Origin of the sequence: Caulobacter sp. S45 (genome assembly GCF_903642205.1) — a bacterium.
GTDB lineage: Bacteria > Pseudomonadota > Alphaproteobacteria > Caulobacterales > Caulobacteraceae > CAHJWH01.
Map to the genome: position 1 here is coordinate 1 of NZ_CAHJWH010000083.1, position 13556 is coordinate 13556.

Consider the following 13556-nt stretch of genomic DNA (forward strand, 5'->3'; position numbering starts at 1 on the left):
CACCGGCTCACCGACCGGGCGGGGGCTCTCGCCCGCATGGCGTACGCCGCCGCGATAGACCATGGCCACGCCCGCCAGCAGCACCGCCAGCACCACCCCGCTTCCGATCAGGGCCATGGGCATGGGGCGCCGCTCGCTGGGGCGACGGGGGTCGAAGGCCAGGGGAGCGTCGGTCTGGGGGGTGTAGGCCCCACGGTCGTAATCGGTCATGGGCTGGCCGCTCCGGACGGTTGGTGACCCGGGGCGAACCCGAATCGCAAACCTGCTCGCACTGTAACCCAGCCCGAGCGCGAGGCGGACGGCCGGATCGTCTCACCCTCAAGACATGGGATCGAGGTTAACGAACCCCTAACGCCAGCTCTCCAGGCCAAAGAGCCGCCGGTGCTCCTCGATGGCGAAGCGGTCGGTCATGCCTGCGATGTAGTCGCACACCACCCGCGCCCGCTTGGCCTCGTCAACGTCCGAGGTGCGCTGGAACCAGGCCGGCGGCATGACGTCGCCCTCCTCCATGTAGAGGGCGAACAGGCCGCGCAGGATGCGCTTGGCGGCGCTGCGGGTGCGGTTCTGGCGGTGATGGCGGTACATGCGCGCGAAGAGGAAGGCGCGCAGCCGGTTCAGGTCCTCGAACATGGCGGGCGAGAAGGCGACCAGCGGGCGGCCGAGGCCGCGCACGTCCTCGGGCGTGGAGACGCCCGCCTCCTCAGCGCGCCTGCGGGTCTCCGCCAGCACGTCGTCCACCATCGCCCCGATCATCCGCCGTACCGATTCGAGGCGCAGCAGCCGCAGGTCCAATCCCGGCCAATCGGCCTGGACAGAGCGGATGACCGGGCCGATCAGGGGCGTCTCCAGCAGGTCCTCGATCCCGAACAGGCCGGCCTGCAGCCCGTCGTCCACGTCGTGGTTGTTGTAGGCGATGTCGTCGGCCAGGGCCGCCACCTGGGCCTCGGCCGAGGCGAAGGTCTCCAGGCGGAGCGGGAACTCGCGGTCCAGCGCAAGGATGGGCGCGAAGGCCGGCTTGTCGAGCTGGCCCGTGGCGGGGCCATTGTGCTTGACCACGCCCTCCAGCGTCTCCCAACACAGGTTCAGCCCCTCGAACTGCGGGTAGCGCCGCTCCAGCCGCACCAGCACGCGGAAGGTCTGCACGTTGTGGTCGAAGCCGCCATAGGGGGCCATGCAGGCCTGCAGCTGGTCCTCGCCCGCATGGGCGAAGGGCGGGTGGCCGAGGTCGTGCGCCAGGGCGACCCCTTCCGCCAGGTCGTCGTCCAGCCCCAGCGCCTTGGCCAGCGAGCGGGCGATCTGGGCCACCTCCAGGCTGTGGGTCAGGCGCGTGCGGAAGTGGTCGCCCTCGTGCGCCACGAAGACCTGGGTCTTCTCCTTCAGCCGGCGGAAGGCGGAGCAGTGGATCACCCGGTCGCGGTCGCGGGCGAAGGCGGTGCGGGTGGCGCTCTCGGGCTCGGGATGGCGGCGGCCGCAGGACCGCGCAGGGTCCTCGGCGTAAGCCGCCCGGGTGGGCGGGACGTATCCTGCAGCGTCGGCCGGCAAGGCGGCGCCCTCCCCGCTCGCGGCGTCTTTCCCCGGAGCTCCGGCAGGCTCATATAAGGGTGGAGGCGCTTTCGCCAGCTTGAGCCCCATGAGCCGCCATGGCCGCCACCCCCATCACCCTGTCCGCTTCCGCCGCCCACCGCATCCGCGAGATCGGCCACGCCGAGGGCAAGCCGCTGATGCTGCGCGTGGCGGTGGAGGGCGGCGGCTGCTCGGGCTTCCAGTACCTGTTCGACCTGGTGGAGGCCGGCGAGGCCGACGACCTGCGCGTGGAGCGCGACGGCGCGTCAGCGCTGGTGGACGATGTGTCCGTCCCCTTCCTGGCCGGCTCGGAGATCGATTTCGTCGAGGAGCTGGCGACCGCAGAGTTCCGCGTCAGGAACCCGAACGCGAAGTCCAGCTGCGGCTGCGGGGTGAGCTTTTCGATCTGACTATCCTCCCCTGCGCAGCGGGGGAGGGGGACCACGCGAAGCGTGGTGGAGGGGGCTCCAGCCCAGCGTCGCGCCCGGGGGTCCTCCATCGGCTGCGCCGCCACCTCCCCCGCTCAGCAGGGGAGGATGAATGATGCGCATCGCCACCTGGAACGTGAACTCGGTCAACGCCCGGCTGCCGCTCCTGCTGCGCTGGCTGGAGGAGGAGCGGCCCGACGTCGCCTGTCTGCAGGAGCTCAAGTGCGTGGACGAGAAGTTCCCGCGCGAGCCGGTGGAGGCGCTCGGCTACAACGTGCTGGTGCACGGCCAGAAGAGCTACAACGGGGTGGCGATCCTGTCGAAGCACCCCCTGGAAGAGGCCCGGCGTGGCCTGCCCGGCGGTGGCGATGCGGACACCCACTCACGCTATCTCGAGGCGATCGTCGAGGCCCCCACGCCCGTCCGCGTCGCCTCCATCTACCTACCCAACGGCAATCCCATCGGCACGGAGAAGTTCGACTACAAGCTAAGCTGGATGGCGCGCCTGCACGCCCATGCCACCGACCTGCTGCAGCTGGAGGAGGCCACGGTGCTGGCAGGCGACTTCAACGTCATTCCCACGCCGCTGGACTGCGACAAGCCGGCGAGCTGGAAGGATGACGCCCTCTACCAGCCGCAGAGCCGCGCCGCCCACCGGGCGCTCACCAACCTGGGCTACACCGACGCCCATCTTGCGGTGGGCGCGGAGCCCCACGCCTACACCTTCTGGGATTATTTCCGCAGCTCGTTCGAGCGCGACCACGGCATCCGCATCGACCACGCCCTGCTTTCTCCGCAGGCCGCCGACCGGCTGGAGGGGAGCGAGGTCCAGCGCGAGCCGAGGGGCTGGGAGAAGCCGTCGGACCACACGCCGCTGATGGTGACCCTGGCGGGGTAAGACGCACCCGATCCTCCCCGCTGCAGGAGGGGACCAGCGAAGCTGGTGGAGGGGGCTGCGCCGCCGCTTCGCGTCGGCCCCCTCAGTCAGCTTCGCCGACAGCTCCCCCAGCGGGGGAGAGCATCTTTACCGAGGCGTGCGAGGCGGCGGGCGGGGGGTGGCGGGCAGAAGGCCTTCGCGCTGGGCGCGCTTCCTGGCCAGCTTGCGGGCGCGGCGGATGGCCTCAGCCTTCTGCCGGGCGCGCTTTTCCGACGGCTTCTCGTAGTGCACGTGACGCTTCATCTCGCGAAAGGTGCCCTCGCGCTGCATCTTCTTCTTAAGCGCCTTTAGGGCCTGGTCGACATTATTGTCGCGGACGAAAATCTGGACGATGACTAGGCCCTCCTCTGGACCTGCGCGAACGGGTGAATGGCAGGCGATGGCATAAACGCCATCGAGCCCGAACGGAGCTCCCGCGGGCTTAGGAGAGCGTCGGATACCAAAGCCCGCCCGCTTTGTCCACGCTCGGCGGAGATGAACGCCCCGACTCGGCCCATATGGGGAGCCTGAGCTTTCTCCGGACACTCCATGGCGCGTGACGGTGCGATCTACACCTGCCAGGCCTGCGGCGCCGTGCACACCAAGTGGAGCGGCCAGTGCTCGGCCTGCACCGCCTGGAACACGCTGGTGGAGGAGGTGCAGGCGAGCCGGCCGCCCGGCGCGCTCGCGCCAACCAGGACCAAGGCCCGTCCAGGCCTCGCCTTCGAGACGCTGGACGTGGAGACTCCCGCCCCTCCCCGCATCGTCACCGGCATGGAGGAGTTCGATCGGGTCTGCGGCGGCGGCGTGGTGCCCGGCTCGGCCCTCCTGATCGCCGGCGACCCGGGGGTCGGCAAGTCGACACTGCTGCTGCAGGCCGCCGCCGCGGCGTCGCTGAACGGCGCCAGCGTCGCCTATGTCTCCGGCGAGGAGGCGGTGGAGCAGGTCCGCGCCCGGGCCCAGCGCATGGGCCTGGCGCACGCCCCGGTGAAGCTCGCCGCAGAGACGTCGCTGCGCGAGATCGCCGAGGGGCTGAAGCGCGAGCACTTCGACCTGGTGGTGATCGACTCCATCCAGACGCTGTGGAGCGACCAGCTGGAGGCCGGCCCCGGCTCGGTGGCCCAGGTGCGCGCGGCGGCAGGGGAGCTGGTGCGCCTGGCCAAGAAGCGGCGCACGGCCGTCGTCCTGGTCGGCCACGTCACCAAGGACGGCCAGATCGCAGGCCCCCGGGTGGTGGAGCACATGGTCGATGCGGTGCTCTCCTTCGAGGGCGAGCGCGGCTATCCCTTCCGGATCCTGCGCGCCGCCAAAAACCGCTTCGGCGCCACCGACGAGATCGGCGTGTTCGAGATGGGCGATTCGGGGCTGCGCGAGGTGAAGAACCCATCCGCCCTGTTCCTGAACGAAGGCGGCGAGCGGTCGGCCGGCGCGGCGGTATTCGCCGGGATCGAGGGATCACGCCCGGTTCTGGTGGAGTTCCAGGCCCTGGTGGCTCCGTCCGCCTACGGAACGCCCCGCCGTGCGGTCGTCGGCTGGGATACGGGGCGTCTGGCCATGGTCCTGGCGGTGCTGGAGGCCCGGTGCGGGGTTGGATTAGGAGACCGGGATGTCTACCTGAACGTCGCGGGCGGGCTTCGTGTCACGGAGCCCGCGGCCGACCTCGCCGCGGCGGCGGCGCTCGTCTCCTCCGCCCTTGACCAGCCCCTGCCACAGGATTGCGTCGTGTTCGGTGAGATCAGCCTTTCCGGGGACGTGCGGGCCGTCGGCCGCACCGACTCGCGCCTCAAGGAGGCGGCCAAGCTGGGCTTCACCAGCGCGCTCGCGCCCACTTCCTCGAAGGAGGGCGGCTCCACGCCCGGCGCCATCCCCACGGCCGGCGTGGCCCGCCTCGCCGACGCCGTGCGACGGATTGGCGACGGTGATTGGAAATGAGGGTCCGCCACGCTAGGGAGCGCGCAGCGGGAGGCCTCGGTGAACCTGTTCGACCTCGTCGCGGCGCTGGTGCTGGTCGTGTCCGCCCTGATCGGCTTCAGCCGCGGCGCGGTTCTGGAAATCGTCACCCTGTTCGCCTTCACCGCGGCGGCGACGCTGTCGGTCTATCTACTTCCATTTACAGCACCCGTCGCCCGCCACACCGTGCATCCACCCTGGGCGGCCAACGCCGTGGCGGTCGCCGTCTCCTTCCTGGTCGCCTACATCGGCCTGCGCCTGCTGGGCTCAAACCTGTCGCGCGCCATCCGCAGCCAGAGCACCTTGGGCACGCTGGACCGCAGCGTGGGCCTGGCTTTCGGCGTCGTGCGGGCGCTGGTGGTCATGGGCGTCGTCTATCTGGTCTTCAACGCCACGCCCTTCGGCCAGCCGCCGCCGCTGCTCACCAGCGCCAGGCTCTATCCGCTGGCCCGCGGCGCCGGCCTGACCCTCGCCTCGGTGGCGCCGGGAGGCTTGCGCGAGATGGAAGGCTTCGGCGCCGGGCTGAAGGCCCGCATGGGCGGGGGCGACCCCGGGCCGCCTCCGGGTCCTGTGGAAGCTGGCCAGGACTACGCCGAACCTGCGGTCGCGGCGCCGCCATCCGAACGCACTCTGCGGATCGACGACGGCTCTGCGCCGCATCGACATCGTCGCCGTCCCGTCTCCGACCAGGTGGAGTGAGCCCGTGACCCTCGCCTCGACAGTTCCCGGCCGACCCACCCTGCTCGAGGACGCCGGCGGCCACGTCCGCGACGCCGACGACGACCAGATGCGCCTGGAATGCGGAGTGTTCGGCGCCTGGAACGTCGCGGAGTCCAGCGCCATCACCGCGCTCGGCCTGCACGCCCTGCAGCACCGCGGCCAGGAAGCCTGCGGCATCGCCAGCTTCGACGGCCAGCTGTTCCATACCGAGCGGCACATGGGCCACGTGGGCGAGGCCTTCTCCGGCACCGACCTGGTCCACCGCCTGCCCGGCCGCTACGCCATCGGCCACACCCGCTACGCCACCTCAGGCGCCAGCGTGATCCGCAACGTCCAGCCCATGTTCGCCGACCTGGAGGCCAGCGGCATCGCCATCGCCCACAACGGCAACCTGACCAACTTCCGCGCCCTGCACACCCAGCTCGTGGCCGAGGGCTCGATCTTCCAGTCGACCTCCGACAGCGAGGTGATCCTGCACCTGGTCGCGCGCTCGCGGAAGGGCTCGATGGAGGCGCGCTTCATCGACGCGCTGTCACGGATCGAGGGCGGCTATGCGCTGCTCGCTCTTACCAACGAATGCCTGATCGGCGCGCGCGATCCGCTCGGCATCCGCCCCCTTGTCCTGGGCGAGCTGGACGACGCCTATGTCCTGGCCTCGGAGACCTGCGCTTTGGAGATGATCGGCGCCCGGTTCGTGCGCGACATCGAGCATGGCGAAGTGGTGGTGATCTCCGGCAAGCGCACCCTCCGCTCGTCCCGCCCCTTCCCGGCGGCCCGGGCGCGGCCGTGCCTGTTCGAGTACGTCTACTTCTCCCGTCCCGACTCGGTGGTGAACGGGCGCTCGGTCTATGACGTGCGCAAGCGCATGGGCGCCTGCCTGGCGCAGGAGACCGGCGTGGACGCCGACGTGGTGGTGCCCGTGCCGGACTCCGGCGTCCCGGCCGCTCTGGGCTTCGCCCAGGCCAGCGGCATCCCCTACGAGCTCGGCATCATCCGCAGCCACTACATGGGTCGGACCTTCATCCAGCCGACCCAGGGCGTGCGCGAACTGGGCGTGCGCATGAAGCACAGCCCCAACCGCCAGGTGCTGGAGGGCAAGCGCGTGGTGCTGATCGACGACTCCATCGTGCGCGGCACCACCTCCCGCAAGATCGTGCGCATGGTGCGCGAGGCCGGCGCCCGGGAAATCCACTTCCGCTCCGCCAGCCCGCCAATCAAGTGGCCGGACTTCTACGGCATCGACATGCCCGACCGCGACAAGCTGCTGGCCGCCCGCAAGACCCTGGCCGAGATGCAGGAGATACTGGAGGTCGACAGCCTGGGCTTTCTGTCGGTGGACGGCCTCTACCACGCGATGGACGCCGGCCCGCGTGATCCGGTGCACCCCCAGTTCACCGACCACTACTTCACCGGCGAGTACCCCACCCGCCTGCTGGACCGCGAGATCGCGGAGGGCAGGAACGACCCTGTGGAACGCCAGTTGTCGCTGCTCGTCACCGCTTGAAGATCGCGACATAGGGTTTGACAAGGCCGCCGGACCACCCAGAACCGTCATCCTCGGCCCTGTGCCGAGGATCGAACTGTCCACCTGCCGGGCGCTCACGCGCCGCAGGCGTCTGAACTGGGGTCAGCCTTGATCCTCGGCGCGAGGCCGAGGATGACGAACTAATGTTGCAAGCGGACGATCCGATGTCTGACCCCCCCCTCCTCGCCGGCCGCATCGCCCTGGTCACCGGCGCCTCGCGCGGCATCGGCTACGCGCTGGCGTTGGGCCTTGCGGAGGCCGGGGCGCACGTGATCGCAACCGCCCGTACCCAGGCTGGCCTGGAGGAGCTGGACGACGCCGTCCTCGCCGCCACCGGCGCCCATGCCACCCTGGTCCCACTCGACATCACCGACGGCGACGGGCTCGATCGGCTGGGCGCGGCGCTCTACGAGCGGTTTGGCCGACTCGACATCCTGGTCTCCAACGCAGGCGACCTGGGCCTGCTCACGCCGCTGGCCCACTTGGACCCCAAGGTCTGGGATCGCGCCCTGACGGTGAACGCCACCGCCACCTTCCGGGTGATCCGCGCCATGGACCCCCTGCTCCGCCAGGCCCAGGCCGCCCGCGCCATCTTCCTGACCAGCGGCGCGGCCACAGCGCCCCGCGCCTTCTGGGGGGCCTATGCCGCCACCAAGGCGGCCATGGAGAGCCTAGTGCAGGTCTATGCCGACGAGGTGGACACCACCGCCATCCGCTGCACCTTGCTGAGCCCCGGCCCCCTTCGCACGCGCATGCGCATGCAGGCCTTCCCGGGCGAAGACCCCGCAGACCTGACCCGGCCCGAAGCCCTGGTCCCTCTATTGCTCGATCTGGTGAAACCCGAAGGCGACCCGCCGCTGCGCGCCAGCTTTCCAGCCTGGCGCAAAGGAAGAGATGAGCCCGGCGCAATTCATGCTTGTGCGTTGGAGACCTGAGCAGACTGAAAGTGGAAATTGCGCGGCATCTAGGCGCAACCTGGGGTATTGAAGCTTTTTCCTGATCCGACAGGCTGGCCCGCTGGGAAAGCGGGGGGTTGGTATGTTTGATGGAGAGCCGCCGAGCGAGGCTCGCGCACTCTCGCGCTATTGGCTGGTCACCACCGAGGCGCCGGGCTTCAGCGGCGGCATCGGCGTCTACACCCATCAGAGCGCCGCCATGCTCGCCGCCCGCGGTGTGGCGGTCACCGTCCTGCACCACGACCCGAAGGTGCACGATCCCCTCTGCGGATTCCGCGACGGCTACCGGCTGATCCGCTTCTCCAGCCGCGGCTTGGACCGACGAGCTATACCGCACGCCAATCTGCAGGGACCCCTGCGTATCGCCCGCGAGGCCGGGGAGATGGTGCGGGCCCTGGTCGCAGCCGAAGGCGCCCCGGACGTGGTCGAGTTCCAGGACTATGGAGCGCTCGCATGGGGGTTCCTGAAGCACCGCCTGTTCCATCCCGAGGTGGAGTGGCCGCGGGTGGTGCTGACAGCACACCGGCCGCACCTGCACTGTGTCATCACCGATGGCGACAGCCCGTACGAGCACCGCACCGCCTTTCTGGGCGAGGTGGAGCGTTGGTGCTACGCCGCTGCGGACGCGGTGTTCGCGCCATGCCGGTTCATCATAGGTGCGCTTGAGAGGCTAGGCTTTCCGTTGGCGCGGGCGCAGGTGGTGCGTAACCCGTTCGATCCGGCCCTGCTCGCCCCCGCCGCAGCAGACCTGGGGCCCGAGGCGCTGGAACTCTCCCGCGCGGTGCATACGCCGTCGGAGCCAGTGCTGTTCTTTGGCAAGTTGCAGGCGCAGAAGGGCGCACCGGACCTGCTGGCCGCGCTGGGCGCCCTGCACACTGAGAGCGAGCCGCCGCCCTGCTGGCTGTTCGGCCGCGACGCCTTCCTGAGCGGCTCGCCCACCACCGCCTATGACGCCCTGGAGCGCCGTCACCGTCAGATGTTCGCCGAGCGACGCGTACGTTATTTCGGCGCCCATCAGGCTGCAGACACGCGGGCGCTCTGCGCGGTCCACCCTATCGTGGCCTTCCCCTATCGTGAGGACTGTCTGCCTTACGCCTTCATTGAAGCGGTGCTTGGCGGCGCCCTGCCCCTCACCAGCGCCAACGGCGGGCAGGCCGAACTTATCCCAGCCGACCTGCGCGAGCGGCTCACCGCCGAGGTGACGCGGCCGGACATCTGGCTCGCCAAGCTGCGCCGCCTGCTGGACCTCGGTCCGAGCGAGCGGGCGACGCTCTCCGCCCTCCTGCAGGCGGGCGTCTGGGCGGAGGTCGGGCCGAACCTGGTGTTCGGCGCCAAGGTGGAAGCGCTCCGCAAGGTGCAACCGAACTGGCGCAGCCGCGACTACCCCTTTGTTCAGCAGGAAGCTCAACTGTTCGGCGCTCCGGTCCCCGGCCGACGCCGCGCCCTGGCCGACGCCGTACCCCAGCGCGGCGCCACGCGCGAGGTCAGGACGGCAGGACCGCAGGCCGGCCCGACCCCTGACCTGATCACCGTCGTGGTGCCCTATTTCGACATGCAGGCCTATGTCGACGAGACCCTCGCCGCCATCGAAGCGCAGGACCACGCCGGCATCGAAGTGCTGATCGTAGATGACGGCTCGCCCTCTGCCGCCGCGCGCGAGAAGCTGGACGCCATCCTCGCCGCACCTCGCCGGTTCCCCACCCGAGTGCTGCGCAAGACCAATGGCGGCCTGGCGGACGCCCGCAACGCCGGCGCCAGGCTTGCCCAGGGCGACTACCTCTACTTTCTGGACGCCGACGACATCATCCATCCAAGCACCCTCAGCCGCTCGCTGGCGGTGCTGAAGCGCTTGCGCAACGTCGGCTACGTCGGCGCATGCCTGAAGGAGTTCGGCGAGAGCGAGGGCGAGTGGACCGTCTTCGACATCGACGGGGCCTACATCGGGTTCCACAACCTGCAGATCTGCGCCTTCCTGGTGCGCGCCGAGGCTTGGCTGGCCCACGGCGTGAATGATCCGGACATGTCGATGGGCATGGAGGATTACGCCAGCCACGTCTCCATGTTCGCAGCCGGCGTGCGTGGCGTGGCCATTCCGGACACTCTGTTCAGCTACCGCAAGCGCCCGGGATCGATGTCCAAAGCTTTTGACGCCCACGGCGTGGCCTTCCTGTACCGCCGCATCTGGCGCGCGAACCCGAGCCTGCTGCGCCGGTTCGGGCCCGAGCTGGTCGGCCTGTTTGCGGAAAACGGTCACGGCGCCCTTGCACCCTCGGTCGGTGAGCCGAGCCCGCACCAAGACGCCCTCTTCAGACGCGACATGCCCGAGCTGCAGGAGATCGCCGAGGAACTCGAAGCCACCGCCTCGCGCGAAAGGCTGGGCCGGGCGCTGCGGGCGCGTTGCGGGTCGGGCGGACCGGAGTGGGACTATACCACCGCCCGGCTGCTGCTGGCGCTCGACCAGGCGCCGGCCTTCGCCCGCTCGCTGTTGCGCGCCGCTGTCCGCGCCTCGCCCGAGAACGGCTGGTTTCGCCTTTACGCCGTCATCGCAGAGCTGCGCGACGGCAGGATCGGGGCCGCACGGAACCTCTGCACCGACAGCTTCTACAGGTTATGCGGGACACAGGCGGGCGCGATCGGCTGGATCGTCGAGCTCGAGGCGGTGCGCGGCTTCCCGCATGTCTCACAGGCGCTTGGCGTCTGGCTGGCCGACCGCGCCGGCCCGGACCTAGCTCCGCCGCACACCCACCTGGAAGGCGCTCCGCACCTGTTCACGGGCCCGTTCGCCGTCCTGCACGGCGCTGTCGAGGCGCTCCGCACCGAACTCGCAGCGGGCGAGGTGCAGCGCCTCAAGGCTGCGGAGAGCGCCGTACACGCCGCCGCCGCCAATCTGTCCTTCGAGGCGGTGGAAGCGCTGGTCGGACGCTGGAAGGCCACGTGGTCAGGCGCCAGCGTGTCCAGGCCGCTTCGCTCGCGACCTGTCCAGACGACCTACTGGGGAGGGACGGCGAACGCCTACCTTATCCATCCGGCCCACGCCAGTGCGCTTACCGCTGCTGAGGCCGCCGACCGCGACGCCTGGTCAGGCCTGCGTACAGGCTATGCGGCCGCACCTGGCGCCCTGGTCGAGGCGGTCACCCGACGGCTGCGCCCGATCGCGCTGCGGTCAAAGACGATGGCGCAGACCCCCTGAGATCGGCTGTCACCTGACACACGCTCTGGATGACGTAGTCCTGGACGTCAGGCTCCAAGTCGGCGGAGATAGGCAGGCTCAGCACGCGCGATGCCTTGGCCTCGGTGACCGGCAGGCCGCCCGGAACTGGACAATCAGCATAGGCGACCTGCTGGTGCAGCGGCACGGGATAATAGACGGCGGTGGGGACGCCGAGGCTCTTCAGCCTCCTGACGGCCTCGTCACGGCCGTCGACCTCGACGGTGTACTGGGCCCAGGTGGAGACGCCGCCGGCGATCACTGCGGGTTTTGAGACGCCCTCCAGGCCGGCGGCGTAGCGGTCAGCGGCGGCGTTCCGGCTGAGCATGTCGTCGGGGAAGATGTCCAGCTTCTCCAGGAGGATGGCGGCCTGCAAGGTGTCCAGCCGGCTGTTCATCCCGACCCGGGTGTTCAGGTACTTGGCCTCGTGGGCGAAGCTCGCCGCCACCGCGTCGCTGGCTATAGCCTTGCCGTGCACGCGGATCGAGTCGATCAGCTCCGCCAGCCTCGCATCGTCGGTCAGCACCGCCCCGCCGTCCCCGTAGCAGCCGAGCGGCTTGGCGGGGAAGAAGCTGGTGGTGGTCACGTCCGCCCAGTGCAGCGGATGCTCACCGCCCAGGGTGCAGCCGAAGCCCTGGGCCGAATCGGCGACCAGCTTCAGGCCGTGGCGGGCGCAGGTCTCCGCCAGGGCCGGGTAGTCGGCCGGCTGGCCGAACAGGTCCACCGCGATCACAGCAGCGGGCTTCAACCGCCCTTCCGCCAGGATAGCCTGCACCGCTCGTTCCAGGGCGCCGGCGTCGAGGTTGTAGGTCTCGGGCAGGATGTCCACGAAGACGGGCGTGGCGCCGGTCCAGCAAACCGCCTCCGCCGTCGCTGTGAAGGTGAAGCTGGGGCAGAACACCGCCTGCCCTGCCCCGATCTCCCAGGCCATCAGCGGCAGGGCCAGCGCGTCGGTGCCGTTGGCGCAGGAGAGGGCGTGTTCCGCGCGCCCGAAGGCGGCCAGCCGGCGCTCGAACTCCACCACCTGCGGTCCCATGATCCACTGGCCGGCGTCCACCGCGCCCATCACCGCCCGGTCGATGCGGTCGCCGAGCCGGCGGCGCTGGGCCAGTAGGTCGATGAAGGCGATGGGGGTCGAAGGAGCGTTCACGGCGGAGTCCTGCAGGCCCGCGGCCCGGAGGCGCGCTTATAGGCCGGGGCCGAGACCACAGGAAACCGAGCAGGGCTTCAAAAGCTGTTTCAGACCTCCCATGATCGCCAATGTCCTTCAGGCGATCGAGTCTCGCATGGTGACGCCGTTCCAGCCCTGGCGACCCGATCCGCTCATCGCGCCCCCCGCCCCAGACGAGCCGCTGGCCTTGGCGCTGGCCCGTGAGGCGGCCGGCGATCTCGCCGGGGCGCTCAGCGCCTACGAAGCCGCCCTCGCCAGCCGTCCCGGCGAGGTGGACGTGCTGGCGGGACTGGCGCGGCTGGCCGGTCTTATGGAGATGCCCCGGCAGGCCCTGGCCTGGTGGGAGCAGGTGCTGGCGCTCGATCCCTCCAGCCTGGAGGCGGCGGACGGCCGCGGGCGAAGTCTCGCGGACCTGCACCGCTATGGCGACGCGGTGGAGGTCCTGCGCCGCGCCATCCTGGCCCATCCGCACGAGGCGAGGCTCTGGAACACGCTGGGCGTGATCCTGAACCAGCAGGGCGACAGCCCCGCCGCGCTGGCCTTCTTCGACGAGGCCGTGCGGCTGGAGCCCACGTTCGCCGCCGCTCTGTACAACCGGGGGGATGCCCGCTTCGACCTCGGCGAGCTGGCCTATGCGGAGGCGGATTTCCACGCCGCCGCCCGCCACACGGCCGACCCCGGCCAGACGGCGGTCATCGCCTTCGCCCGCGCGCTACTGGCCCTGCACCGCGGCGACCTCGGCGCCGGGTGGGACGCCTATGAGGCGCGGCTGAGCCCCGACCACCCGTCAGCCCCCGTCTTCGAGGCGCCGGGCGAGCCCTGGACGCCCGACACGCCGCTCGAAGGCGCCCACCTGCTGGCGATCGGCGAACAGGGCCTGGGCGACGAGGTCATGTTCGCCAGCCTGGTCCCGGACCTCGTGGCCGCGCTGGGGCCGCGGGGCCGGCTCAGCCTGGCCCTGGAGCCGCGGCTCCACGCCCTCGCCCGGCGGAGCTTTCCCGGCGTGGAGGTCCTGGCTTACGCCACCGAGCGCCGCGAAGGCCGCCCCCATCGCAGCGTCGCGCCGGGCGGCGGACGCAGCATCGAACTCTGGGCGCCGCTCGCCTCCCTGCCCCGCGC

Annotated in this window: 11 protein-coding genes and 1 pseudogene; 8 read left to right on the forward strand and 4 right to left on the reverse strand. The window is 70.4% G+C overall.

The window, feature by feature from the left end; translation table 11 throughout:
- Positions 1 to 210, reverse strand: a pseudogene (locus HUV06_RS09600) (SPOR domain-containing protein); the annotation flags it as partial.
- A gap of 138 nt (positions 211 to 348) precedes the next feature.
- Entirely contained in the window at positions 349 to 1542 is a 1194-nt protein-coding gene (locus HUV06_RS09605; protein WP_254601021.1) for a deoxyguanosinetriphosphate triphosphohydrolase, read from the reverse strand.
- Between the two features lie 98 nt (positions 1543 to 1640).
- Here HUV06_RS09605 and erpA point away from each other — a divergent pair, with 98 nt between their 5' ends.
- Together erpA and xth are read left to right on the forward strand one after the other, a co-directional pair.
- Positions 1641 to 1973, forward strand: a complete 333-nt coding sequence (gene erpA, locus HUV06_RS09610; protein ID WP_174301051.1) for an iron-sulfur cluster insertion protein ErpA — start codon at positions 1641 to 1643, stop codon at positions 1971 to 1973.
- A 133-nt stretch (positions 1974 to 2106) separates the two neighbouring features.
- Complete coding sequence (gene xth, locus HUV06_RS09615) at positions 2107 to 2889, forward strand: exodeoxyribonuclease III (RefSeq protein ID WP_174301052.1); 783 nt, start codon at positions 2107 to 2109, stop codon at positions 2887 to 2889.
- A 126-nt stretch (positions 2890 to 3015) separates the two neighbouring features.
- Here xth and rpsU read toward each other — a convergent pair whose 3' ends face one another.
- Positions 3016 to 3261 (reverse strand): 30S ribosomal protein S21, encoded by a 246-nt coding sequence (gene rpsU, locus HUV06_RS09620; RefSeq protein ID WP_174301058.1) that lies wholly within the window; start codon positions 3259 to 3261, stop codon positions 3016 to 3018.
- Between the two features lie 195 nt (positions 3262 to 3456).
- Between rpsU and radA the strand changes: the two genes are divergently transcribed.
- The 5 genes from radA (at position 3457) to HUV06_RS09645 (ending at position 11248) form a co-directional block, all read left to right on the forward strand.
- The gene (radA, locus tag HUV06_RS09625) at positions 3457 to 4839 is read left to right on the forward strand and encodes a DNA repair protein RadA (RefSeq protein WP_174301053.1); all 1383 of its coding nucleotides are present in this window, start codon (positions 3457 to 3459) and stop codon (positions 4837 to 4839) included.
- Positions 4840 to 4878: 39 nt separating this feature from the next.
- Entirely contained in the window at positions 4879 to 5556 is a 678-nt protein-coding gene (locus HUV06_RS09630) for a CvpA family protein (protein WP_174301054.1), read from the forward strand.
- A 40-nt stretch (positions 5557 to 5596) separates the two neighbouring features.
- On the forward strand, positions 5597 to 7081 hold the full coding sequence (purF, locus tag HUV06_RS09635; protein WP_254601025.1) for an amidophosphoribosyltransferase: 1485 nt from the start codon (positions 5597 to 5599) through the stop codon (positions 7079 to 7081).
- 185 nt (positions 7082 to 7266) lie between these two features.
- Positions 7267 to 8037 (forward strand): SDR family NAD(P)-dependent oxidoreductase, encoded by a 771-nt coding sequence (locus tag HUV06_RS09640; RefSeq protein WP_174301055.1) that lies wholly within the window; start codon positions 7267 to 7269, stop codon positions 8035 to 8037.
- Positions 8038 to 8140: 103 nt separating this feature from the next.
- Positions 8141 to 11248: a glycosyltransferase gene (locus tag HUV06_RS09645; protein WP_174301056.1), complete on the forward strand. Its 3108-nt coding sequence runs from the start codon at positions 8141 to 8143 to the stop codon at positions 11246 to 11248.
- Here the strand turns inward: HUV06_RS09645 and HUV06_RS09650 are convergent.
- Positions 11190 to 12416 carry a DegT/DnrJ/EryC1/StrS aminotransferase family protein gene (locus HUV06_RS09650; protein WP_254601023.1) on the reverse strand — a complete coding sequence of 409 codons (1227 nt, stop codon included), beginning with the start codon at positions 12414 to 12416 and terminating at the stop codon, positions 11190 to 11192. The genes HUV06_RS09645 and HUV06_RS09650 overlap by 59 nt on opposite strands.
- Positions 12417 to 12516: 100 nt before the next feature.
- On the opposite strand from HUV06_RS09650, the gene HUV06_RS09655 reads away from it, so the two are divergent.
- A partial coding sequence (locus tag HUV06_RS09655) for a tetratricopeptide repeat protein (protein WP_174301057.1) occupies positions 12517 to 13556 on the forward strand: 1040 nt, incomplete at its 3' end.

Excerpts from the sequence above, each read along its gene's own strand:
- HUV06_RS09640 (WP_174301055.1), top strand. The coding sequence starts at position 7,267 with ATGTCTGACCCCCCCCTCCTCGCCGGCCGCATCGCCCTGGTCACCGGC.
- erpA (WP_174301051.1), top strand. The coding sequence starts at position 1,641 with ATGGCCGCCACCCCCATCACCCTGTCCGCTTCCGCCGCCCACCGCATC.
- radA (WP_174301053.1), top strand. The coding sequence starts at position 3,457 with ATGGCGCGTGACGGTGCGATCTACACCTGCCAGGCCTGCGGCGCCGTG.
- xth (WP_174301052.1), top strand. The coding sequence starts at position 2,107 with ATGCGCATCGCCACCTGGAACGTGAACTCGGTCAACGCCCGGCTGCCG.
- HUV06_RS09645 (WP_174301056.1), top strand. The coding sequence starts at position 8,141 with ATGTTTGATGGAGAGCCGCCGAGCGAGGCTCGCGCACTCTCGCGCTAT.